At 57.5% G+C, this 21734-nt stretch carries 21 protein-coding genes; 9 read left to right on the top strand and 12 right to left on the bottom strand.

Annotated elements, in window-relative coordinates:
- Window positions 1-17: 17 nt before the first annotated feature.
- From ACZ1HN_RS14060 to ACZ1HN_RS14040, 5 genes are all read left to right on the top strand, one after another.
- Window positions 18-2039 (top strand): chemotaxis protein CheA, encoded by a 2022-nt coding sequence (locus tag ACZ1HN_RS14060; RefSeq protein WP_472727948.1) that lies wholly within the window; start codon window positions 18-20, stop codon window positions 2037-2039.
- Entirely contained in the window at window positions 2036-2494 is a 459-nt protein-coding gene (locus tag ACZ1HN_RS14055; protein ID WP_472727947.1) for a chemotaxis protein CheW, read from the top strand. The genes ACZ1HN_RS14060 and ACZ1HN_RS14055 overlap by 4 nt, the downstream gene beginning before the upstream one ends.
- A gap of 26 nt (window positions 2495-2520) precedes the next feature.
- A complete protein-coding gene (locus ACZ1HN_RS14050; RefSeq protein ID WP_472727946.1) occupies window positions 2521-3357 on the top strand; it encodes a CheR family methyltransferase in 837 nt (278 codons plus the stop codon).
- Between the two features lie 9 nt (window positions 3358-3366).
- Window positions 3367-3753, top strand: coding sequence for a hypothetical protein (locus ACZ1HN_RS14045; RefSeq protein WP_472727945.1), 387 nt, complete (start codon window positions 3367-3369; stop codon window positions 3751-3753).
- An 83-nt stretch (window positions 3754-3836) separates the two neighbouring features.
- Window positions 3837-4103 carry a hypothetical protein gene (locus ACZ1HN_RS14040; protein WP_472727944.1) on the top strand — a complete coding sequence of 89 codons (267 nt, stop codon included), beginning with the start codon at window positions 3837-3839 and terminating at the stop codon, window positions 4101-4103.
- Between the two features lie 9 nt (window positions 4104-4112).
- Here ACZ1HN_RS14040 and ACZ1HN_RS14035 read toward each other — a convergent pair whose 3' ends face one another.
- From ACZ1HN_RS14035 to ACZ1HN_RS14010, 6 genes are all read right to left on the bottom strand, one after another.
- Complete coding sequence (locus ACZ1HN_RS14035; RefSeq protein ID WP_472727943.1) at window positions 4113-4499, bottom strand: chemotaxis protein CheD; 387 nt, start codon at window positions 4497-4499, stop codon at window positions 4113-4115.
- Between the two features lie 537 nt (window positions 4500-5036).
- Window positions 5037-5591, bottom strand: coding sequence for a sulfopyruvate decarboxylase subunit beta (gene comE / locus ACZ1HN_RS14030; protein WP_299196403.1), 555 nt, complete (start codon window positions 5589-5591; stop codon window positions 5037-5039).
- A complete protein-coding gene (gene comD / locus ACZ1HN_RS14025) occupies window positions 5588-6094 on the bottom strand; it encodes a sulfopyruvate decarboxylase subunit alpha (protein WP_472727112.1) in 507 nt (168 codons plus the stop codon). Before comD ends, comE begins: the two co-directional genes overlap by 4 nt.
- Before the next feature lie 19 nt (window positions 6095-6113).
- Window positions 6114-7088, bottom strand: a complete 975-nt coding sequence (locus ACZ1HN_RS14020; RefSeq protein ID WP_472727111.1) for a zinc-dependent alcohol dehydrogenase — start codon at window positions 7086-7088, stop codon at window positions 6114-6116.
- A gap of 58 nt (window positions 7089-7146) precedes the next feature.
- Entirely contained in the window at window positions 7147-8454 is a 1308-nt protein-coding gene (hisD, locus tag ACZ1HN_RS14015; protein WP_299605487.1) for a histidinol dehydrogenase, read from the bottom strand.
- Window positions 8455-8692: 238 nt separating this feature from the next.
- Complete coding sequence (locus ACZ1HN_RS14010) at window positions 8693-10918, bottom strand: NADP-dependent isocitrate dehydrogenase (protein ID WP_472727942.1); 2226 nt, start codon at window positions 10916-10918, stop codon at window positions 8693-8695.
- A 350-nt stretch (window positions 10919-11268) separates the two neighbouring features.
- On the opposite strand from ACZ1HN_RS14010, the gene ACZ1HN_RS14005 reads away from it, so the two are divergent.
- Complete coding sequence (locus tag ACZ1HN_RS14005) at window positions 11269-11652, top strand: hypothetical protein (RefSeq protein ID WP_472727941.1); 384 nt, start codon at window positions 11269-11271, stop codon at window positions 11650-11652.
- Window positions 11653-11762: 110 nt separating this feature from the next.
- Window positions 11763-12200 carry an ion channel gene (locus ACZ1HN_RS14000; protein WP_472727940.1) on the top strand — a complete coding sequence of 146 codons (438 nt, stop codon included), beginning with the start codon at window positions 11763-11765 and terminating at the stop codon, window positions 12198-12200.
- Window positions 12201-12262: 62 nt separating this feature from the next.
- Here the strand turns inward: ACZ1HN_RS14000 and ACZ1HN_RS13995 are convergent, their stop codons facing one another.
- The 5 genes from ACZ1HN_RS13995 to ACZ1HN_RS13975 are packed head-to-tail and all read right to left on the bottom strand — an operon-like array spanning window position 12263 to window position 18214.
- Window positions 12263-12817: a pyridoxamine 5'-phosphate oxidase gene (locus tag ACZ1HN_RS13995; protein ID WP_472727939.1), complete on the bottom strand. Its 555-nt coding sequence runs from the start codon at window positions 12815-12817 to the stop codon at window positions 12263-12265.
- Window positions 12810-13850 carry a lipocalin-like domain-containing protein gene (locus tag ACZ1HN_RS13990; protein WP_472727938.1) on the bottom strand — a complete coding sequence of 347 codons (1041 nt, stop codon included), beginning with the start codon at window positions 13848-13850 and terminating at the stop codon, window positions 12810-12812. Before ACZ1HN_RS13990 ends, ACZ1HN_RS13995 begins: the two co-directional genes overlap by 8 nt.
- Window positions 13840-16218, bottom strand: a complete 2379-nt coding sequence (locus tag ACZ1HN_RS13985; protein ID WP_472727936.1) for an FtsX-like permease family protein — start codon at window positions 16216-16218, stop codon at window positions 13840-13842. The genes ACZ1HN_RS13990 and ACZ1HN_RS13985 overlap by 11 nt, the downstream gene beginning before the upstream one ends.
- A complete protein-coding gene (locus tag ACZ1HN_RS13980; RefSeq protein ID WP_299702357.1) occupies window positions 16215-16886 on the bottom strand; it encodes an ABC transporter ATP-binding protein in 672 nt (223 codons plus the stop codon). Before ACZ1HN_RS13980 ends, ACZ1HN_RS13985 begins: the two co-directional genes overlap by 4 nt.
- Entirely contained in the window at window positions 16883-18214 is a 1332-nt protein-coding gene (locus ACZ1HN_RS13975; RefSeq protein ID WP_472727935.1) for an ABC1 kinase family protein, read from the bottom strand. Before ACZ1HN_RS13975 ends, ACZ1HN_RS13980 begins: the two co-directional genes overlap by 4 nt.
- A 688-nt stretch (window positions 18215-18902) precedes the next feature.
- On the opposite strand from ACZ1HN_RS13975, the gene ACZ1HN_RS13970 reads away from it, so the two are divergent.
- Together ACZ1HN_RS13970 and ACZ1HN_RS13965 are read left to right on the top strand one after the other, a co-directional pair.
- On the top strand, window positions 18903-19787 hold the full coding sequence (locus tag ACZ1HN_RS13970; protein WP_299196375.1) for a bifunctional 5,10-methylenetetrahydrofolate dehydrogenase/5,10-methenyltetrahydrofolate cyclohydrolase: 885 nt from the start codon (window positions 18903-18905) through the stop codon (window positions 19785-19787).
- Between the two features lies 1 nt (window position 19788).
- Window positions 19789-20817 (top strand): GlxA family transcriptional regulator, encoded by a 1029-nt coding sequence (locus ACZ1HN_RS13965; RefSeq protein ID WP_472727934.1) that lies wholly within the window; start codon window positions 19789-19791, stop codon window positions 20815-20817.
- Here the strand turns inward: ACZ1HN_RS13965 and ACZ1HN_RS13960 are convergent.
- Window positions 20802-21641 (bottom strand): EamA family transporter, encoded by an 840-nt coding sequence (locus tag ACZ1HN_RS13960; RefSeq protein WP_472727933.1) that lies wholly within the window; start codon window positions 21639-21641, stop codon window positions 20802-20804. The two genes, ACZ1HN_RS13965 and ACZ1HN_RS13960, sit on opposite strands and share 16 nt — an antisense overlap.
- Window positions 21642-21734 lie beyond the last annotated feature (93 nt).

Raw genomic sequence — 21734 nt, 5'->3', positions numbered from 1 at the left:
TGACGTCTGCGGACCCCATGGCTGAAATTCGCGCTTCCTTTTTTGTCGAGTGCGAGGAGTTGCTTGAGGCATTGCAGGATGGACTGCAGGCCCTTGACGACGGCAGGCATGATGAAGAGACAATTCATGTCGTGTTCCGTGCCGTCCACTCGATCAAAGGAGGTGCGGGCGCTTTTGGGTTCGAGGCGCTGGTGCAGTTTGCACACCAGTTTGAGACTGCGCTGGACAGCATCCGCGCAGGTAAAGCGCGTACCACTCCCGGCTTGCTGGACGTGTTCTTTCGCGCATCAGATCACCTATCGGACTTGGTGCGCGCATGTCGAAATGATCTCGACCATCCGAAATCAGAAGCCGAGGCAATACTGCGCGAATTGAATGTGCAGGTCAGCCAAGCGTCGCAGGAAAAAGACGCGAACGACAATGAATGCGAACCAGTTGAAATAGAATCCAGTGATGCTGTGATTGGCGAGGACCCGTCCAAGCATTACGTGGAGTACAATATTTTCTTCGAACCCGAGCCTGGCTTCTTCGAAACAGGGCACGAGGTTTCGGATGTTATCAACCGCTTGGCGACCCTTGGTGAAGTCGAAGTCCAATGCGACTCAAGTCGCCTGCCCGCACTTGATCAGCTGATACCAGACAAGACTTACCTAAGCTGGTCACTGGTTCTGACGACTGATGTTGATGAAGCAGGTGTCGCGTCCCAGCTCGAATTCGCCCATGGCCTGTGCAGGATGAAAATCTCCGTCCGCTCAAAATGCCAGGAAACGGGTTCTGGAACCACCGTCCGGCCCAGAACAGATGATCAGCGTACCGCGTCCCCCACACCAAGTAAGTCTGTTGTACGCGTCGATATAGACAGGGTCGAACGTCTCGCAAATCTGGTCGGTGAGTTGGTGATCAATCAGTCGATGCTGGCCCAAAGCCTGCAAACCGCAGGGGTGTCACCCCACTCTGACGCCATGTACGGGCTCGAAGAATTCCAACGCCTGACCCGAGATATTCAGGACAGTGTCATGATGATCAGAGCACAGCCTGTAAAATCACTGTTTCAACGCATGGCACGCATTGTGCGCGAGGCGTCGGCATCTGTCAGCAAAGACGTGCGGCTGGTCACCGTTGGAGAGGCAACCGAAGTCGACAAAACGGTCATCGAACAATTGGTCGAGCCGCTAACCCACATGATCCGTAATTCAGTTGATCACGGGCTCGAACCCTCGGACGTACGTCTTGCGCACAACAAGCCTGCACGTGGTGAGATCCGGTTAAGCGCAGCGCACAGGTCTGGCCGCGTCCTGATCCAGATTTCGGATGATGGACAAGGTATTGACCGGGATAAGGTTCTTAGAACTGCGGTCGAAAAGGGTCTTGTCGCGGAAGATGTGGCCATGACGGACGCAGAAATTGACACGCTTCTATTTTTGCCAGGTTTTTCCACCGCACCAGATGTATCTGACCTTTCAGGGCGTGGGGTTGGTATGGATGTGGTGCGCACTGCCATCCATCGCCTGGGTGGCCGTGTCACAATCGGATCCACACCCAACGCTGGAACGACATTCAGCATATCCCTTCCACTGACCTTGGCTGTACTGGACGGTATGGTCATAGATGTAGCAGGCGAAACCCTCGTTTTACCGTTGAATACTGTGTCCGAGACGCTCACGCTATCAGACAGTTTACTGGAACAAATCCAACCGGGCCATTTTGTCGTTCGTGTGCGCGATGGCTTTGTGCCACTGTTTGATTTGGGTGCAGCACTTGGCTATCGGCCACCCTGTGACACGGTCAATGACCGCATAGCGATGCTTCTGATGTTAGAGGATGAATCGCAGGTTGCGTTGCTCGTGGATGAGGTTCACGACCAGCGACAGGTCGTCATCAAAGGACTTGATGACAGCTGTTGCCGCCCACCGGGAATCGCCGCCGCGACGATTTTGGGGGATGGCCAAGTGGCGTTGATCCTCGATCCCGCCGACATCGTTACCAACACGATCAAAAGCCCTGCCCCCAAGCGTGCGAGATTGGAACCCCAAACATGAGCACAACTGAAACAACGAAGCAAAGGGAGCTGTTGACCTTTAAACTAAGCGATCAGGAGTATGCGCTTGACATAATGACCGTTCGCGAAATTCGTGGTTGGACGCGCGCAACCCCAATGCCACTCGCGCCCAGCTTCATGCGCGGCGTCATCAACTTGCGGGGCACTGTGCTTCCGATCATGGACCTGGCCGAACGTTTGGGGTTGCCCAAATGTGATCATGACGACCGAAGCGTCATCGTTGTGGTCCAGAACGAGGGATCAACAATCGGTCTATTTGTAGATGCTGTCTCGGATATCGTGGCACTTGACCCCAAGGACATGCAGAACCCACCAGATTCCGCCGTACAGAACGGCCGAAACGTAATCGAGGCGATAACGTTGTTGGACAATCGCATGATACGCGTTCTGGACTTGCCATACGTCATCGCACTGCCGGAAAGTGACGCCGCTTGATGCGTCAACCACCAGACTTGCCCCAGTTGAACGACGAGCAGTTCGATGCGATTGCCGGATTGGCCTATCGCGAGTCTGGGATCAAGTTGGTGCGCGAGAAAAAGCTGATGGTTCAGTCCCGGCTCAGGCATCGACTACGCGCGCTCAACCTTGATGCCTTTTCGGCGTACGCAGATCATGTCGCATCAGAAGACGGAGCAAGTGAACGCCGTTTCATGATCTCTGCCCTGACCACCAATGTGTCCCAGTTCTTCCGGGAGGCTCATCACTTTAAGATGCTTAGCGACCGGCTCATGCCAATGTTCAGACAACGCATTGAACGACATGAACGTATTCGCATCTGGTCTGCGGGGTGCTCAAAGGGACAAGAACCTTATTCGATCGCGATGCATCTGCTGCGTTTGGAACCGGCTCTGGCCAAAGCGAACTTCAAGATTCTAGGCACAGATCTCGATCCTCAAGTCATCACCCAAGCGCGCAGTGCGGAATTCAATACTTCGGAATTGAATGGCGTTTCTGAAGATGACCTTAATACGTTCACAATCGCTTGTGGCGACAGCCAGTCACGCCGAAGAATGTCTGATGTATTGACCCAAGTTGTCTCGGTCAAAGAACTCAACCTCTTTGACGACTGGCCCATGCAATTTGCGTTTGATGCCATCTTTTGCAGAAATGTCATGATCTATTTCGATCAGTCAAAACAGGCGCAGCTATGGCCACGCTTCAAGTCCGCTCTGTCCACTGCCGGTTTACTTTTTCTCGGGCATTCAGAACGCATCCTGTCCCCGAACGCCTATGGTTTCCGCTCCGCCGGGCCAACGACTTACATCAAGTGCGACGACGCATTCGATTGGAGCAAGTAGGACATCCGGATGGCACTCACGGATCAAATACAGATCATGGTTTTTGACGATGCATCCGCAAGGCTTGACGCGTGTGCAGAAACTGTTGGCGCCCTGGCGAAACGCTGCATCTCCAGCCGAGTACATGGGTTGACGACATCGATCTTGCTTGCGATGGCACCAGTTCAGCTTGCCGCTTCAGCCTACAACATATCAAGGGTGACAAAGGTGAAGCGGCCCCAAACGTTGCAAAGCCAATCCTGCACACAAGATATTGGTTTCACATTGGTTGCCGGACGCGTCGTACAAAATGCTCATGATCAGGAACAGCAGCTTGAAATAAACAATTACACAAATAAAATATTTATTTCCAGTATTTTACAGAGTCATCTTCAGTCCGAGGTCAACCGTTTCTAATGACACAGACCAATTCAAATGCAGTGCGAAGCAATCGTGCATTATCGCGGATGGCAAGCGTTCTTGCAGAGATAAGCGATGACATGTTGACTGTTTCCGAAATTGTATCGGAGGTGGCAGATCAATCTCGCACCACCCTGACGACACATCAGATATTGCAATTGCAAAGCATCGACCGAATTTCACAGTCTCTACAGGACCTTGTTGTCGTTTGCAGTGTACTTGCGACAACGCCGCATGTCGCCGCGTCTTCTGCAAGACATCTGCAATTGGCCAAGACGCGGTCAATTCTGGATCCAGACAACCCTCATGATCAGGACGCCCCACCCGGCTCTGTCGAGCTGTTCTAGCCAGTGTTTTTAACGATCTGCTTCAGAACAGTTCGACCCCATTCCCCCCGGTGCAGCAAACGCCATATCCCGTACCGGGGCATTTGTCATCTTTTGCATGGCGCGGCCAATACCTGGCCAAAAGCGCAAATTCCTGGCGCTGTTCCCTCCCAATGACTGCGTGATCAGTGGGATGCCCTCTTGCCCAAGATAGGACAGCGTGAAAGCTGCATTCTTTGCTCCGATGTCTGAAAAACCCGAAATCATTCGTGCACCACCAAACACCTTTGCTTGCAACCGACCGCGCACCGCACCCAGTTTGACAAGGTCGTTGATCAACACTTCCATCGCATTGATACCGGACAACGCACAGCTTGTGTCGCCCCCTCCGGATACAGTAAGCAGCATATGGTTCATACCGCCGATGCGCGTCACAGGATCCCACAAACAGCAGGCAACACAGGATCCCAAAAGCGTCGAGATAACAATGTCAGGCCCGGAGCCAGTTGCATACTCGCCCTGTGTTATAAAAAGCGTTTGCCGCATCACATGGTTTGCCTGCCGGGCATCGGCAACGCGCGTATGCCATGGCTGATCCGATGCAAGTTGCGTTCGTTTTCGAAGGCATGTGCGATCCGCGCAGTCACCAGCCCTGCAGTCAGGTCGCGGCAAGGACACATAAAAAGTCCGCAGCCGACCCTGCAGAACAAAATCGAGAAGACGTGCACCAAAGCGGTGCCGCGCAAACCGTGCCGCGAGAGAACGTTCAGACAGTGCGAGATGTAAGGACGTGCAGACAGGACATCCATGTGCGTATTCATCGCCTGTGTTCGCCGCATACCGGTTTGACCGCCACTACCTTTTAGTTTGGTAACGACGGTAAAAGCGCGCCAATGAATTTGACGTTAAAGAGCGTCCCCGGTCACATGTTGCAACCGGGAACAATTCGACAGGTCAGGCCGTGACCGCTTTCATAAACCGGTCCTTGATCACGACGGGATCCATGGTGATCACCGGCATTTTGGCGTTGCCGCTGTCGCATTTGACAACCATCACGGTCATCTTGCGCTCCGCAATCGCCTTCTCAAGCGCAGGGCCGGTGTCGACATCCATCACCTCGACCACATTCTCGCAACCCGCAGCGCGGGCCATTCCCGCAAGTGACGTTTTCTTGCCGGTGTAGGTTGGCTGGTCACCAGTGGAGCCATAGGACCCGTTGTCGATGATCATCAGGATGTAGTTGTCGGCCACATTGTTGGCGATCGTCGGCAGCGTGCACAGGTTGGTCAGAACTGACCCGTCCCCGTCGATCGAGATCACCGTCTTGTCCTGCGCCAGCGCAAGACCCAGCCCGATGGACGACGAAAGGCCCATCGTGCCCAGCATGTAGAAGTTGGTGGGCTGGTCGTCGATGGCGTGCAGCTCCTGGCTGGGGATGCCGATGTTACACACCACCAGTTGGTCGCGCAGAATGGGTGCAATTTCCTTCAGAATTTCAGAACGGATCATTGGTCGCCATAGCCTCCCCAGAAGTTGGCGTCCGTCAGGATCGCCACGGGTTTGTTGCACATGAAAGTGTATTTCAGGATCATATCCAGCTCTTCCACGTCTTTCTGGTGATGGAAGTGGTAGGTCGGGATGTTCATCTGCGCGAGCAGCGCCTTGGTGTGCACGGCCATCTCGACCTGGCAGGCCACAGGCTCGCGCAACTCACCCCGGTAGCTGATCAGCATCGGCAGCGGCATCCGGTAGTATTGGATCAACGTTGCCAGCGTGTTGATGGTGACCCCGATGGCCGTGTTCTGCATAATGATGGCCGGGCGCTTTCCACCCATCCATGCGCCGGCACACAGGCCCATCCCCTCGTCTTCCTTGTTTGACGGGATGTGGAAGATGTCGGGGTGCTGGTCGATCTCGTCGATGACACCTGCAAGCTGTTTGCAAGGCACCGTTGTCACGAACGAGATGTCGTTCGCAACCAAATCATCAGTGATTTTCTTGTCTATGTTCATTTATGTGCTGTCTCCGGCATCAGGGGTGGAGGATAATTTTGGGCGCTGCAACGGCTCCGCTGCGCAAGTCGGCGAAAGCGCGGGCGCCCTCCGACAAGGGACGTTCTTCGATCCAGTCGAGCGGACCTAGCCGGCCATCGAAAATAGCAGCGCACGTGTCGCGGAAATCCTGCGGCGTGTACGTGTAGGTGCCGATGAATGTGATTTCCTGCAAGGTCATGCGCCGAATATCGAGGCCGCCCGTGTCTTCGCCAAGCCCGATATGAACGATCACGCCGCCAGGTTCCGTGAGTGATGAGGCTGAAGCCCGAGTGGCGGCGTATCCCACGGCATCTACAGTCACTCCGTAGCTGCCTGTCCCCGCGGGGACACATGGAATGTCACACCGTTTTTTAAGAAAGCTGCGCCTTGCCTCATTCGGCTCGGCGATGGTGACATTGGACAGGCCCTGCGCTTTCAGTGCCAATGCTGCGGCAAGGCCAATTGCACCGCCGCCCAAAACAAGCGCGGAGCAGCTGGCCGCTGAATTCAATGCCGCCAGCCCAAGACGAACGGCATGCCAACTGACCGCCAGCGGTTCCGCCAAAGCAGCCTTGTCCAGAGACACGTCGTCTGGCACGTCAACCAGATTTGCGGGGCGCATCGCCACAAATTCAGCAAAGGCACCTTCGCGCGGCGGCATGGAAATGATCTTGCGGTCTGCGCACAAGTTATCGCGGCCAGAGGTGCAAGCGGCACAGATCCCGCAGCCCACCAGCGGGTTGATCGTGACCCTTGTGCCGTCGCGGTCCCCACCTACGATCACACCAGCCGCCTCGTGCCCAAGGATCAGTGGCGCGGGTCGTCGGTCATCATGTCCCAAGTAGGCGTGCATGTCTGATCCGCAGATGCCAGAAGCGACCACGCGCACAAGTTCCTGCTCTGGGTCTGGCACTGCATCCGGCACATCGCGAAACGTCAGAGTTTCAACGCCATCATAAACAAGTGCTTTCATTTGCCGGCTCCTCTCCCCCGCCACCGCATCAGCAACAGCCTTGCCGATGCCAACCGGCTCAGCCCTCGGCACTCAGATCAAAGTTCTCACCCGGGAAGTACTTTGCCAGTCGCACGTCCGCCGCGCGGGCGTGCCCCTCCATCCCCTCAAGGCGCGAGATACGAGCTGTCGCCTCTGCCACTGGTTTCGACCCTTCGCGGGTCGCACGCTGCCATGTCACGATCTTCATGTACTTATGTACGGACAGGCCGCCTGTGTAGTTCGCCGCGCCAGATGTCGGCAACACGTGGTTCGTGCCAGACGCCTTGTCGCCATACGAAACGGTTGTCTCTTCCCCAAGGAACAGCGAACCGTAGCATGTCAGCCGCTCCAACCACCAATCCAGGTCTTCCGCCTGAACCGTAAGGTGCTCCGGTGCGTAATCATCCGAACAGGCGGCCATTTCTTCACGGTCCGCACACAGGATGACCTCGGCATAGTCGCGCCAGGCCGCGGTCGCGTTCTCACGGTTTACATCAGGCAGATCATCGATCAACTGGGGCACCATTTCCATCACGCGCTCGGCCAGATCGCGGTTGTCCGTGACCAGCCAAACGGGTGAGTTATAGCCATGTTCGGCTTGGCTCACGAGGTCGGTCGCAACGATATGCGCGTCGGCCTTTCCATCGGCTAGGATCAGGCTGTCAGTCGGGCCCGCAATCATATCAATGCCCACGCGACCAAAGAGAATACGCTTGGCTTCTGCGACAAACTGATTGCCGGGACCAACAAGAATGTTCGCCTTGGGCAAGCCAAACAAGCCGAATGTCATGGCCGCGACGCCCTGTACGCCGCCCATGGCCATGATCTTGTCCGCACCACAGATATGAGCGGCATAGACAATGGCCGGCGCGACACCTACGCCCGGACGCGGCGGCGAACACGCGGTGATGTGTTTACAACCAGCAACCTTGGCCGTTGTGACCGTCATGATGGCGCTGGCAATATGACTGTATCGACCGCCCGGCACATAACAACCGGCCGCATCGACGGGGATCGCCTTCTGCCCGGCGATCAGGCCCGGCACAACCTCAAGCTCAACATTCGCTACCGTTGCTTTCTGTGTCTCTGCAAACCGGCGCACATTGTCATGGGCAAACCGAATATCCGCTTTCAGCTTGTCAGGTACTTGGGCGACAGCCGCTTCGATCTCGTCAGCAGTCAAAAGCACGTTGCCTTCATACTTGTCGAACTTGGCCGCATACTCCAATGCCTTGGCATCACCGCCAGTTTCGATATCGGCCAAAATATCGCTCACAATCTGGTTGACGTCAGACGCCCCTGATGTTGCGGTCAGCGTTGCTTTCTTGAGGTATTCTCGTGCCATCGGATGCCTTGGTTCACTTTGCAGTCCGGCGCACGCTAGGGGGTTGTTGTCAGGCGACGCAAGGTCAGCCGAGACGGGAGACGTGACATTCACGAACAAGCCGCCCCACTTTTGACTATCCGAAAGATATGATAGCCAATTGTCTCAATTTTGGCGCTTCACGTTGGCACAGCATTCACAACCTGAATACTGCGAAGTGAGCGCGCCGCCGGGAAAAGCGCCCGGCGACGCGAGACTCCTAGCTGTCGATCAGGGCATTCAGGGTCCCGGATGGGCGCATGATGCCCGCCACCTTGGCTGCGTCGGTGTTGTAGTAGCCACCCAAGTCGACCGCCGCACCGCGACCGGCCATGAGTTCTGCTGAAATCGTGTCTGCATTGCCGCCAAGCGATGCGGCAAGATCGGCAAAGGATGCGGCCAGATCCGCGTCATCGCTTTGTGCCGCCAACGCTTCGGCCCAATAGAGGGCAAAAAAGAAGTGGCTGTCACGGTTGTCCGGCCGACCGACCTTGCGGCTCGGGGATTTGCCCTCGCCCAGCAGCTTGATGATCGCAGCATCCGCGGCATCACCCATGACGGACGCCTTCGTATTGCCATGTGCATCACCAAAGAAGCGAAGGCTTTCTGCAATGGCACAGAACTCGCCCAAGCTGTCCCAGCGCAAGTGGTTTTCCTCGACCAGCTGTTGCACGTGCTTCGGGGCGGACCCACCTGCCCCGGTTTCGAACATGCCGCCACCGTTCATCAGCTTTACGACCGACAGCATTTTGGCCGATGTTCCCACCTCAAGGATCGGAAACAGGTCGGTCAGATAGTCACGCAACACATTGCCGGTAATGGCGATGCAATTGTCACCCGCAGTGATGACCTTGAGCGCGTGGCGCGTGGCGGCCGCTGGGTCCATGATCTGGAACGCATCGAACTTGCCCTTTTCGGCCAGGATCGGTGTGATCATCTTGATCAGTTCAGCGTCATGGCCGCGCGTGGAATCCAACCAGAAGACCGAGGCATAACCCGTTGTGGCTTCGCGTGAAATCGCCAGATCAACCCAGTTCACAACCGCTTCTTTTCGGGTCGACGCCATCCGCCATATGTCGCCAGCTTCCACGTCATGGCTGGTCAGCACGTCGCCATTGGCCGCGATCACTTTGACCGTACCGTCTGCCGGGATTTCAAAGGTCGTTGGGTGCGAGCCATATTCCTCGGCTTTTTTCGCCATCAAACCGATGTTCTGCACGGTCCCGGCCGTTGTCGGATCAAGCGCGCCATTGGCTTTGAAGAAATCAACCGTCTCGGCATAGACCGGCGCGTAAGAGCTGTCGGGGATAACGCAGTTCGTGTCGCCCTCTTTCCCATCCGGACCCCAGCCCTTGCCGCCAGCGCGCAGCACGGCCGGCATTGAAGCGTCGATGATCACGTCGGATGGGACATGCAGGTTGGTGATGCCCTTGTCAGAGTTCACCATGTACATCGGTGGGCGATCCGCCATGACCGCGTCAATCTCGGCCTTGATTTCAGCGCCGTTGGACATGCCCGCAATCACGTCGAGCATAGCCCCTAGACCCGAGTTCGGGTTCACGCCAGCCGCCGCGAAATCGTCAGCGTACTTGTCAAAGACAGGCTTGAGGTAGGCGCGAACCGCGTGACCAAAGATGATCGGGTCCGACACCTTCATCATTGTTGCCTTCATGTGCAACGAGAACAGGGTACCGTCAGCTTTGGTGTCATCAATCGCTTTGCCAAGGAATGCCATCAACGCGTCGCGCGACATGTAAGTCGCATCGACGATTGTACCGGCATCCATGCTCAAGCCGTCCTTGAGCACTGTCACCGTGCCGTCCGCTGCTGTATGTTCGATTTTCAGAGCACCAGCCTGCGCATCGGTCAAGGTCACGGATTTCTCATTCGAGCGGAAATCGCCAGCGCCCATGGTCGATACTTTGGTCTTGCTGTCGGCGCTCCACGCACCCATCGAATGCGGATTGTCTTTAGCATAAGCTTTGACAGCGGCAGGCGCACGGCGGTCCGAGTTGCCTTCGCGCAGAACCGGGTTCACGGCGGAGCCCTTGATCGCGTCGTAGCGAGCACGGATGTCATTCTCTTCATCCGTGGAAGGCGCTTCCGGATAGTCGGGAATGTCGAAGCCCTGACCTTGCAGTTCCTTGATCGCCGCTTGCAGCTGCGGCACCGAGGCCGAAATATTTGGCAGTTTGATCACGTTTGCGTCCGGCGTGGTCACCAACTGACCGAGGGCCGCCAGATCATCACTTTGCGCCTGCGCGTCCGTCAGACGTTCGGGAAATGTTGCCAGGATACGGCCCGCGACCGAGATATCACGCGTTGACACGTCGATGCCTGCGGCAGACACGAATTTACGCACGATGGGCAGCAGCGATGCGGCCGCCAATTGTGGAGCTTCATCCGTGACGGTGTAAATGATGTCGGGAGCGGCGTCTTGGGACATAATGCAGTCTTTCGCTTGTTTCTCACACGAGGGGCGCATGGCATGACGTTCTGCACACCATTGTATGCCGTGCAGATAACGGGTCAGCGGCAAAGGCTCAATGCCAGTCACGCAAGCGCGACAATTGTATCCGTTTTCCCACCTTTTCCGCGCAGAAGATGCCATGGAAACCATTTCGAGCGCATCAGAAAAGCGCGAGACATCCGGTCTGTTGGATAGAAACTGAAATCATCTGCCGCGGAGTCGTTCCGGCCGCGAAAGACCCGACCGCTCGAGATTGAAAGAATCCGCCACAATTCTTTATATTATGCACAGTTGACGCGCAGCTTTTTGACCGCAATGCTCAATACATGAGCAGAATAAAAACGATGTGCGCAGCGTTCGTCGTTATGGCAACCGGGATCACACAGGCCGCAGCCGACAACGACATCGCCTTTTCCTTCGCCGAATGCGCTGGCCGTTTCTCGGCTGAAATGGAGCATGCATGGCTTCTGAATGATCCTGTGGCGCAAGTGTACGAGCAAGACCGGGCTTCTTTTGTCAGTTTAACAGACGCATCATTTGCACCCGGACAGGGCCGAGCAATCCTCAGTCACAGGGTAGAAGTCAAACTTGCCCACGCAGCGCTCTTGCAGCAAGCCAGCTTTGGAACACGCGCCGACCGCGCCAAGACCGCCCGCCATATCGCCAACACTCATCTGACAACATGCCGAACCCTGTTGCTTGGCAGCTAATCCCGGCACATAAACGCTGCATCGAAAGCTGCCTATTCGCATGGTCTTGAGCCTTCCCGCATCACGATGCACAGTGCGAAATTGGCTTACAATCTTCCGAAAGGCTCCGGATGACCGCTGCGTCCCAAATCCTGCTTGGTAGCACGCTTTTGACGATATGCGCCCTGATCCATGTCAGCGCCGTTGCGATGCTTGTCCCATTTCTCTCCTACGTTGCCGACCGTTTGGAAAAATACCAGTCAGGCTTTCAGACATTGATCATCACGGGCCTTAACGTACTCATTCTACTGGTCGCGCATACAGTTCAGGTCTGGGCATGGGCATTGGCGTTCTTCGCCATGCGGGCATTTGATGATTTTCCGACCAGTTTCTACTTCGCGACCGCGACATATACGACATTGGGATACGGTGATCTGCTATTGGGTTCGGGTTTGCGCATCTTTGGGACATTCGCTGCCATCACCGGCCTTTTGACTTTTGGCATCAGCACTGCGTTGCTGATGGGGGTTATCGTCAGGCTATTGCCGTCCCTGGACGACGACGAGTAGACAACTCACCGGTCTCGTGACTTTTGGTCGGGACGCTTCGCGCAGGCAGGCGACGGTTCGCCTTATGGTGCCAACCAAGAGCCCCTCCAACCATCTTCCCGGACATATGCGGCGCGGCGGTGTTTCTCGCCCAGATGCACGAGATCAATATGGTCAATCGTGCATCGCAATACGGCAAAACGCTCACGGACCGGGGGCTTATCATAGGCAAACACATCCTCGATCGGTGTGCCGGGATCGGGTGCCGTCCCATAGGACACCCGCGATGCAACGGGAACCCTGTCCCATTCCCGCTCGGCACAGGCTCCCGTCAGGATTTCAACGGTCGTGGTCAAACGAATTTGCAGGCGCGATCGGGGCAGCCACATGTGAAGAGCTGCCTTTGGACATTGGCGCAACGCCTCTATCTTGGCCGTCACGATATCGGTGTGTATCTCGACCACCGCGTCAGGTTCATTGGCACGGCGTAACGCGACCGTGCGTGCCTCGGGCACGCCGGACGGCGACACGGTGGCAAAGGTCGGATACCGTGCCGGTGATCTGCCATCAGCAACGCCCCGACGCATGTGCCGCCATGCCGTGCCAAGGAAAGCGGTCAAATCGCCCGGGTCACTCATATCCCGTCATCTCCAGATATCCGACGCCATCGTGGCTGCCAGTGATATGCACGGGCCCTTCCCAATATGGAATGGCCAAGGGCATCCATGCCTCAGTATTCAATGCCTCTACAGAAACATCGACACCCCTGTCGGGCAGACGGACACGCCACGTCGTCGGCACGTTACGTCCGGCAACAGCACTTTGCGTGACAGGCTCAGCGGTAAATGCACCATCGGGGTACGCGGTCGTACCACCATCCGGTTCGATCCATGTGGATGCGCTATAAAACGTCCCATCGCGTTGGCGCAGCTGGAAGCCCATCAACTTCTCACCACTCTCAAAAGACAGGGAAAACCAGTCCCACCCCGATTGCGTTTCTGACAAAGGTTGTGACGACCATTCGCGATCCAACCATGCACTACCTGTGACTTCAACCGGGCCTTCCGGCAGAAACAGGGTGCCAGTAATGCTATAGAACGGCTGCGAATAGTAGTAACTGGCCCGTCCATTGGCCGATTTTACCGAATACCCGTCCTGTCCTTGAAAAACCAACGGCCCGTCGGCCTGCAACGCCATGTCGTACCCAAAGTCAGGACCTTGAGCGCTGAGCGACAGCGTATCCATATCCGGGCCTTCCATGGTCCATTCATCAATCCAAGCGCGGAATGGATCAGCCTGCACACCAGCCTGCCCGATCCCGCCACGTGCAAAGCGTTCCGTAGCAAAATGCGCGTCGGGTGTTGTGACGGCAGCGTGGGCGAACCACACCTGTGGCGATCTCCACCCCTCGCTCTCCCCCGGTGCAAGGGCCGACCGGAACAATGTCCATTGCAGCCCGTAGGGTGTGCCATCCGCAGCCTTCAGGTTGGCCGTCAGATACCACCATTCAATCCTGTAATCCGGATGCGGGCCGTGATCGGCGGGAAAGTCAAACTGCCGACCTGGCTGTGTCACCGCAAAACCATCGGCGTCGGAGCCCAACCCGGCAAATCCCTGCGCGAGCGCTGCAACTGGCCAGAGCAAACAGAAAATCACTGCTCTAACGTTCATTGGCAAACACCTTGAGCAACGTATTTGGCGGTGTTCGCGCCAGCCGCAATGCGGGCCACGCAGCCGCCGCTAGAGCTGCGAGTATGGCATAGAGACCAAGACGCGCATAGTCACCAGGGAACAGGAACATAGGCAGGCGCCATCCAAACGCTTCGACATTGATGACCGCCAGCAACACCCAGGCCAGTCCAAGGCCAACAGGCAACGCGAACAGACATACCAGCGCAGCACAGACAACGGCGCGCATCATTTCAAGTTGTCCAATCTTGCGCCGTGTCAGTCCAAGCGCCCAGACCGGGGCCAATTGCGGGACCCGCAGATCGGCCAATGTCAGCAAACTCATCAGCATGGCAAAGCCAGCGACCGCAAGCGTCAGTACATTCAACGCGGCCGTCACTGTAAAGGTGCGGTCGAACACCTGAAGCGAAAACGCCTTGATCGCCGACTGATCCGTAATTGCGTTGTCGGCAATGCCCAAGTCGTCCGTTAGAACACCCCGGAGCTGCTGCGGGTCCTGCGTGCGCAAGCCAAATTGGCGGGGTGTAATGTCCGGATGTAGATGGCGGAACAGGGTTTCAGCTACGACAACCTGCCCTTTCGGATTGCCATAATCGGCCACCACCGCGGCAATGGGCAATGACTGTCCCGGCGCAATGTCGATCTGATCCCCGACCCACAAATCCGCACGCCGCGCAAGCTGCTCATTGGCGACCGCCGCCTCCCCGGCCTCAACCTGATCCCAGGCGTCTGGTAGGGCATCCAGAAACACCCAATTGTCCCGGTATGTTGGGCCAACACGCACACCAAAAAGGCGGGCTGGAAGCCGCTCGACCTGTACATCCACCGCAAGTAGTGGAAGGACCGTGAACCCCTGCCCGGCCATCGCCGTCTCAATCGTTGCGGCTTGCGCTGCATCCGTGGCTTCAACATACAATTCCGATGCGAGCCTCTGATCCAGAAAGTCCACAAATGTCTGCCTGAAGCTGGACACCATGGTTGCCACGCCAATATTGGCCGACAGCGCAAGCAAGAGCGCCATCAAGGCAAGACTAAGACCCGGCAACTGCTGCCGCGTGTCCGCCCAAAACCAGCGATTTGCCGGGGTTCTCGCAAGGTTTTCCGCGTACCTGAGCAACGGATGGACAACCACCGGCAAAGCCAGCGCTGCGCCAATCAGGAAAAACCCCAAGAGCGCAAATCCGGCCAACAAGCCCGACCCGCCCCAGAGAAGCCCAGCCGCACAAAACAGCAAGGCAGCTGCAACAGCTGCTTGTACACGCTGCATACGTCCAGAAGTCATGGCCCATGCGCGGGGTCGCGCGCTCGCCAGCAGGGGCATGCGCGCGATTTGCCACAGCCGCCCACCGGCGGCAGCAAAGGCCCCAAGCACCGCAATGGCAAGACCCGAAGCCCACCAAGACGCACGGAATTGAAGCGTTCCAGCAACCTCGGTGCCATACAGCCCCCGCAAGGTCACAGCCACGTCTGGCAGCAAGATGGCCGCGATCACATAACCCAGAACAATACCCAAACCTGCGCCAACAAGTGCCAGCAACAGAAGCTCGATCAGCATCAAACTGACGAGGCGTCGCAAAGGCACACCCAGCGCACGCAAGGTGCGCACCAGCCCCCGGCGCTGCTCAAAGGCAAGGCCGATCGTACTGTACACGATGAAGAGGCCCACGGCGAAGCTGAGCAAACCAAAAGCGGTCAGGTTCAGGTGAAAGCTGTCGGTCAGCTCTCCCATATCAGCGGTTTGGTTCGCGCGTTGCAGGCGCAGCCCCGGTGCGACGTCATCAAGGTCGGGCTTTGCCATCGGTTGCACAGGTTGCAGCAGAAGGCGCGACAGATCATCACGACCAAGCAATCGTTGAACGACACCGATGTCACCCACCGCGATGCCAGGCGCGATGGCGGGATCAATGACTAACTCGATTTCAGTCTGCAGTCGTGCCGCAGTGGTTGCATTTGCATAGAGTTGCCCGGGATCCAGAAAGGTCGTCAGATCACTGGTCTGGGCCACCTGCCCGACGCCAAAACCCGCAGGCGAAGAGAGGGGGTCAAAACCAAGCAGGCGGACGCCCTCAAACCGTCCGTCAAGCACGGGCGAAACCAGCCATCCTGCGCGGCGCAGTTCCACGAAATCCTGCTGCGCAATAGTGTCACCCGTTTTCGGAACGATCTGATCAAACTGACCCTCACCCAGCGTTGCAGCGGCAGCATCATAGCTGGCGCGTGCCTCTGCATTGATGGCCTGCACGCCAGACCAAAGTGCCGTTGCCAACGCGAGGCCCGCCAAAAAGGCAAACAGCTGCAACGGGTTTCGCCGCCAATGGGACAGTAGCGCTGCCATGCAGGCACGTGTCATGCGAGGTGTCCCTGGCTTAAATGCAAACGTCGATCCATCCGTGCCGCAATGGCCGGTGAATGGGTGACCAAAAGCAGCGCCGCCCCTGTATCCTCCACAAGATGCAACAATTGGTCCAAGACTTCGGCTGCCGTGCCCTCGTCCAGGTTTCCTGTGGGTTCGTCAGCCAGCAGCACTTTGGGCCGAGCCGCGATTGCGCGCGCGATCGCCACGCGTTGCTGTTGACCTCCGGACAAGGCTTCGGGGTATTTGCGCATTTGATCTTTCAGACCCAATCGCTGTGAAAGACGCTGGATCAGATCATTGTCTACCCGCCCGGACAGCCGCGCCTGGAACGTGATGTTGTCACCTACCGTCAATGACGGGATCAGATTGAACTGCTGAAATACGACGGCCACGTCTTTGCATCGAACCTCTGCGCGCGCACTGTCCGACATTGCCCCCAGATCGTGGCCCGCGACACGCACAACGCCCTCATCTGCTGTTTCAAGACCTCCAGCTATATGCAAGAGCGTGCTCTTACCGCTGCCAGATTCTCCGGTCAGGGCCAAAGTCTCCCCCGCTTCCAGCGTCAGGTCGACACCGCGCAGAACCGGTACAGGTGCTCCACCATTGGCGAATGACTTCTTAACACCGCTAAACTGTAAAACCGGGGCCAAAGCCGTCATGTGTGATCCATGTGCTTAGCCATCAGGTCAGCGACCGGCACGCGCGCACGCAACCGATTGGCCAACAGGAACATGCCCGCAACCTTGCGCTGAATATACAGCAAGTCCATTGGAACCGGCGGCGGTACAAAGCCGTCAATCGCCAGTGCCTCCCCTGCCTGTTGCAAACGCTGGGACAGTCCAGACGCGGCAATGTCCAAGAGAGGAGATGCACGTATCTCGTCGAAAACAAGCATGATCATATCAAGGATGCGTGCGCGAAACGGCTCATCCACCGTTTCAGGCACCAGTTCCATCGCCGCAACAATCTGTGCCACCTCGGCACGCGCCCCCTCATTCCCGGCCCGCATGAGCGCACGCATCTGTTCTGACAGCCTTGGTGGCACATTGCGGGTTGCACCGAAATCCAAAAGTACAATGCGCCCAGTGTCAGGGTCATGGCGATAATTGGCAAAGTTAGGATCGGACTGCATGGCGCCAAACACAAACAGCTCGCGCAACATCAAATCACACAGCACATACATGACATGATCGCGCTGTTCCTGCGGCAGGTCTGCGACACTCTCGATCCCGTCTGACGGCACAAAGGTCATGGCGAGGACCTTGCCCGTGGAAAGCGGCGCGTGCAGTTCTGGCAAAGTTAGGCTCGGGTCGTCCTTCAGCAATGCAGCGAAATGTTCAAGATGTGCGGCCTCAGCGTGGTAGTCCGCCTCTTCCTTCAACTGCGAACGCGCCTCATCCAAGTAGGGGTCGATAGCAAAGCCGTCGGGTAACAGACCGGACAATCGGATCAATCGGCCGATATTTGCAACATCACTGTCTATGCTGCGCGCGATGCTGGGATACTGAACTTTGATGGCAAGATCGGTTCCATCCGGCAATTGTGCCCTATGAACCTGGCCAATCGATGCAGCAGCAATGGGCCGAACATCAAAACGTGCAAACCGTTTGCGCCAGCCTGCGCCCCATTCCGCGTCCAGCACATCGCGCAACTGCTGCGGCGGCATGAAATCCGCATCTGCACGCAGCCTGGCCATGATATCGGCCAGCTCAGGCGGCAGCACATCGCCGGTGTCCATCGACATCAACTGCCCGACCTTCATGGCAGCGCCGCGCATACGCGCAAGCTCGTTCGCGATGCGGCGCATGTTTGTGGGTGTCAGCAGTAAATCGCGCGCAACAGGGCGACGGCCCTGCCCCAGTTGCAGCGCGCCGCCGACGGCCATGCGCCCGGCCACACCTGCAGCAAGCGATCCCATCCGCCCAAATCGCGAGATGCGCCCCGCAGGCACCGCCAGCGGGCGCGACAGGTGTGAGTGATCGGTCATGTGCTTTATAGTCCTTGCCTTCAAACCAACCTAAGTGACCCAGGAATGAAATCAATCGAACCACACATGATCCCTACTCAAGCAGGACGTTGCGTTCGGCGACGACAGCGACACCTCGACCACAACAACGCAGATAGAAAGTTTGAGAGGAGTAGCAAACAGGAGGTCCGTCGGACTATTCTTTTATCACATTAACAATGTGTATTAATTTTAGAGAAGTGAAAATTTAAACCCTAAAACCTACCAAATGTTGTTGAATTCTCTTTCTCCTTCGAAACCGGATGCCAACGGTTCGCTGTCCTCCAGCGACAGCGCTTCAGCAGTTTGGAAGCAACAAATCCAGTCTAGTGAATAGCGCCCAAAGTGGGATTTGTTCCGGCCCAAAGCCGACCTTGCCTGTGTTCAATCGCGCTGCGCCGCAGCGCCTCGACAGCGGGCTTTGAATCAATACGCACTTTAGTCGAACAATGTGACGCGTACTGGGGCGTCAAAGTCCGATACCGCAGGAGGCTCAGATGCAAGGAACTCTAAGGTCACCATTCAAGAAGTGTAACCAGTGGCGGCGGAATGGCCAGCGTCTAGAGTTTTAATCAACAGCCACCCACACCAACAGTAAAAAAAGTTGCACTAAGGGAAATAATCTGGAACGGTCGAACGTGTTAGCATAGCAAGTGACACCGGAGCCCCAGTGAAAGACAGCGCCCAGACCCATCATCACATCGACGGCCGCTCTGTCGCTGCCCGGATCCTGAACGCCTGCCGTACTTTCATCGAAGAGAACGGCCCCATTGGGCGGCTTGTCTCGGTCTCGATCGGTGACGTGCCGGAAATCGCGGTCTACGTGCGCAATCAGGAACGCGGCGCCGCCCGCGCCAACCTGCCCTTCGAAACCCAGTTCTGGCCAGGCGACATCACCCAGGACGAGGCCAAGGCGAAAATCCAGCGCATGAATGATGACGCCGAGGTGCTGGGGATCATCCTTCAGCGGCCTGTGCCTGATCACATCAACCTGCGCTCGCTGCAATCGGCGATCCACCCGCTTAAGGATGTCGAGGGGATGAACCCCGCGTCCATCGGCAACATCGTCTATTCGGACGTGGCCCTGGCACCCTGCACGGCAGCGGCCAGCGTCGAGTTGATCAAGGAAACGGGCCTTGACCTCAAAGGGCTGGAAGTGGTGATGATCGGCCACTCCGAAATTGTTGGCAAACCTGCCGCCATGATGCTGATGGCCGAAGGGGCCACCGTCACCGTCTGCCACCACCTGACCCGGTCGGTTGCCATGCACTCGCGCCGGGCCGACGTGGTGGTCGTGGCGGTCGGCATTCCGCACTTTCTGGGCCCCGATATGATCAAGCCGGGCGCTGCGGTGATCGACATCGGGATCAACCAGATCGACGGGCCAGACGGCACACCCAAAATCGTGGGCGACGTCGATACAGACGCGGTCGGAGACATCGCAGGCTGGATCACCCCCGTGCCGGGCGGCGTGGGGCCGGTCACGGTGGCAATTCTGATGCGCAACGCAACCGTGGCGCACCAGCGTCAGGTCGCAGCAGGATGGATGGATTGAGATGGGCAAACCCGACAACCGCTTCGACGTCGCCGCCGCGATAGACACCCAAGCGCAATCGCGGGTGATCGAAATCCATGTCGCCAAGGGGTTCAGTGGGCTTGAATTGACATCAATCACCCACGTGCTGGCCACCGCCAACACGCTTTTGGGGCGCGATCTGTTCTCCTGGCGCTACAGCACAGACACACCCGGCATCATCGCGGGTGATCAAGGCGCCCTTGTGCGGGCCGAACCGGCCATTGGCGACCACCGGCTGGCCGACATGATGGTTGTGGTCGGCGGCAAGGGGGCCGCAGCAGGCAAATGGCTGGCACGGGCGCGCGCGATGCAACGCAAGGCGCGCACCGTGGTGGTGCTGTCCGACGCCGCCACGGCCTATATTCAGGCGACCAAGGCCCCCAGTGGGCGCGTCACCACCCACTGGCGCGACATTACCAACCTTGTCGAAACGGGCTACCATCCCAAGCTCACCACGCATCTCAGTGAAAACTCCGATGGCATCATCACCGCCGCAGGTGCAGGGGCGACGCTTGAGTTGATGGTGGGCCTGGTGGCGCCCTACCTGACCAGCCCGCAGGTGGCCGAGCTTGGCAACCACCTGCTGCTGCAGACCCTCCGCAAAAGCGACGCGGAGCAACCCAAGGGCATGGCGGACAACGAAGGCATGTTTGACGCCCGCCTGACCAAGGTCATCCGCCTGATGGAAGACACGGTGAACGACCCCCTGTCCATGGACGAAATCACGGCACGGGTTGGTGTCTCGACCCGGCATCTGGAGCGGGTGTTCCGCACCACGTTCAATGACACGCCCGCGCGGTTCTATAAACGCCTGCGGGTGAAACGTGCGCGCACCATGATCGAAGAGTCCCTGCTGCCCATGATCGACATCGCCATTGCCTGCGGTTTTGCGTCCTGCACAACCATGGCCAAGGCGGTCAAGGGGGAATACGGTGTGACGCCGTCCAAAATGCGGTCACGCAAAAGCATCCAGCTTTTAACCTATGAGGGTCGTCAGACGGCCAGATAGCCAATCGCCGCAAAGACAACCATGATCCCGAGCCATTGGATGCGGGCCACCGCCTCGCGTAGGAATACGGCAGCCAGAATGATGGTCAGCACGCCAAAGGTTGACGCCGCCACAGACGCAAAGGCGGGATAGGCAAAACTGCCCGCCAGCATTACCGCACCAATCGCCGTCGCGTCCAGCACGCCCATGACCGCCAGCACCGACAAGGCTGATTTGGCCGGTATGACCGGTTGCCGCAGGATCAGCGCAGCCACTCCAACAACGCTGACCGCAGCCACGCGCGCGACCGCGATGGCTGTCATCTCCGACCCGCCGTCGACGGACAGTTGCCCAACGGCAAAGGACACCGCGAACCCGACGGCCGCCAGCGCAGACCACAGGATGGCTGCAGGTTGCGCCCCGGCGCCCGTATCATCCTTCGACGTGGCTGCAACGAACCCGCAGCCCACGACCACAATCAGCACCGCAATCCATTGAAGGGCCGTCACGGTCTGTCCATTTGTCACGGCCCAGCCCACCGACAGGATGGGAAAGCTCGCGACAATCGGAGCCACGACCCGCACCGGTCCAATCGCCAGCGCCTTGTAAAAAGCAGCACCTGTGAGGCCAAAGATCGCGCCCGACAGAACTGCATACACGGCAGCATCCGTTGCCAGCCCGCCGGTGCCAAGCGCGCCTGCCAATATGGTTGTGGCGATACATCCGCTCACCAGCACCGGAAACAGGGACTGGAAAACACCTACCCGCTGCGAGATGTAGCGCACAAGCGTATCGTGTACGCCCCAGCAAAACGCCGCAATCAGGCCGAGCGTTAACGCACCCATTGGCGGCTCATCAAACCCGAATATATTTTTCTCACCTAGCACTGCCCCATTGCTTGCGGCATGGCAGCCGCTTCGTTATTCTCACAGTTAAAC

This window comes from Tateyamaria sp. GN1-10, from assembly GCF_055693845.1.
Note: the sequence above shows the minus strand (reverse complement) of the source record. Positions and strands in the feature narration are given on the sequence as shown.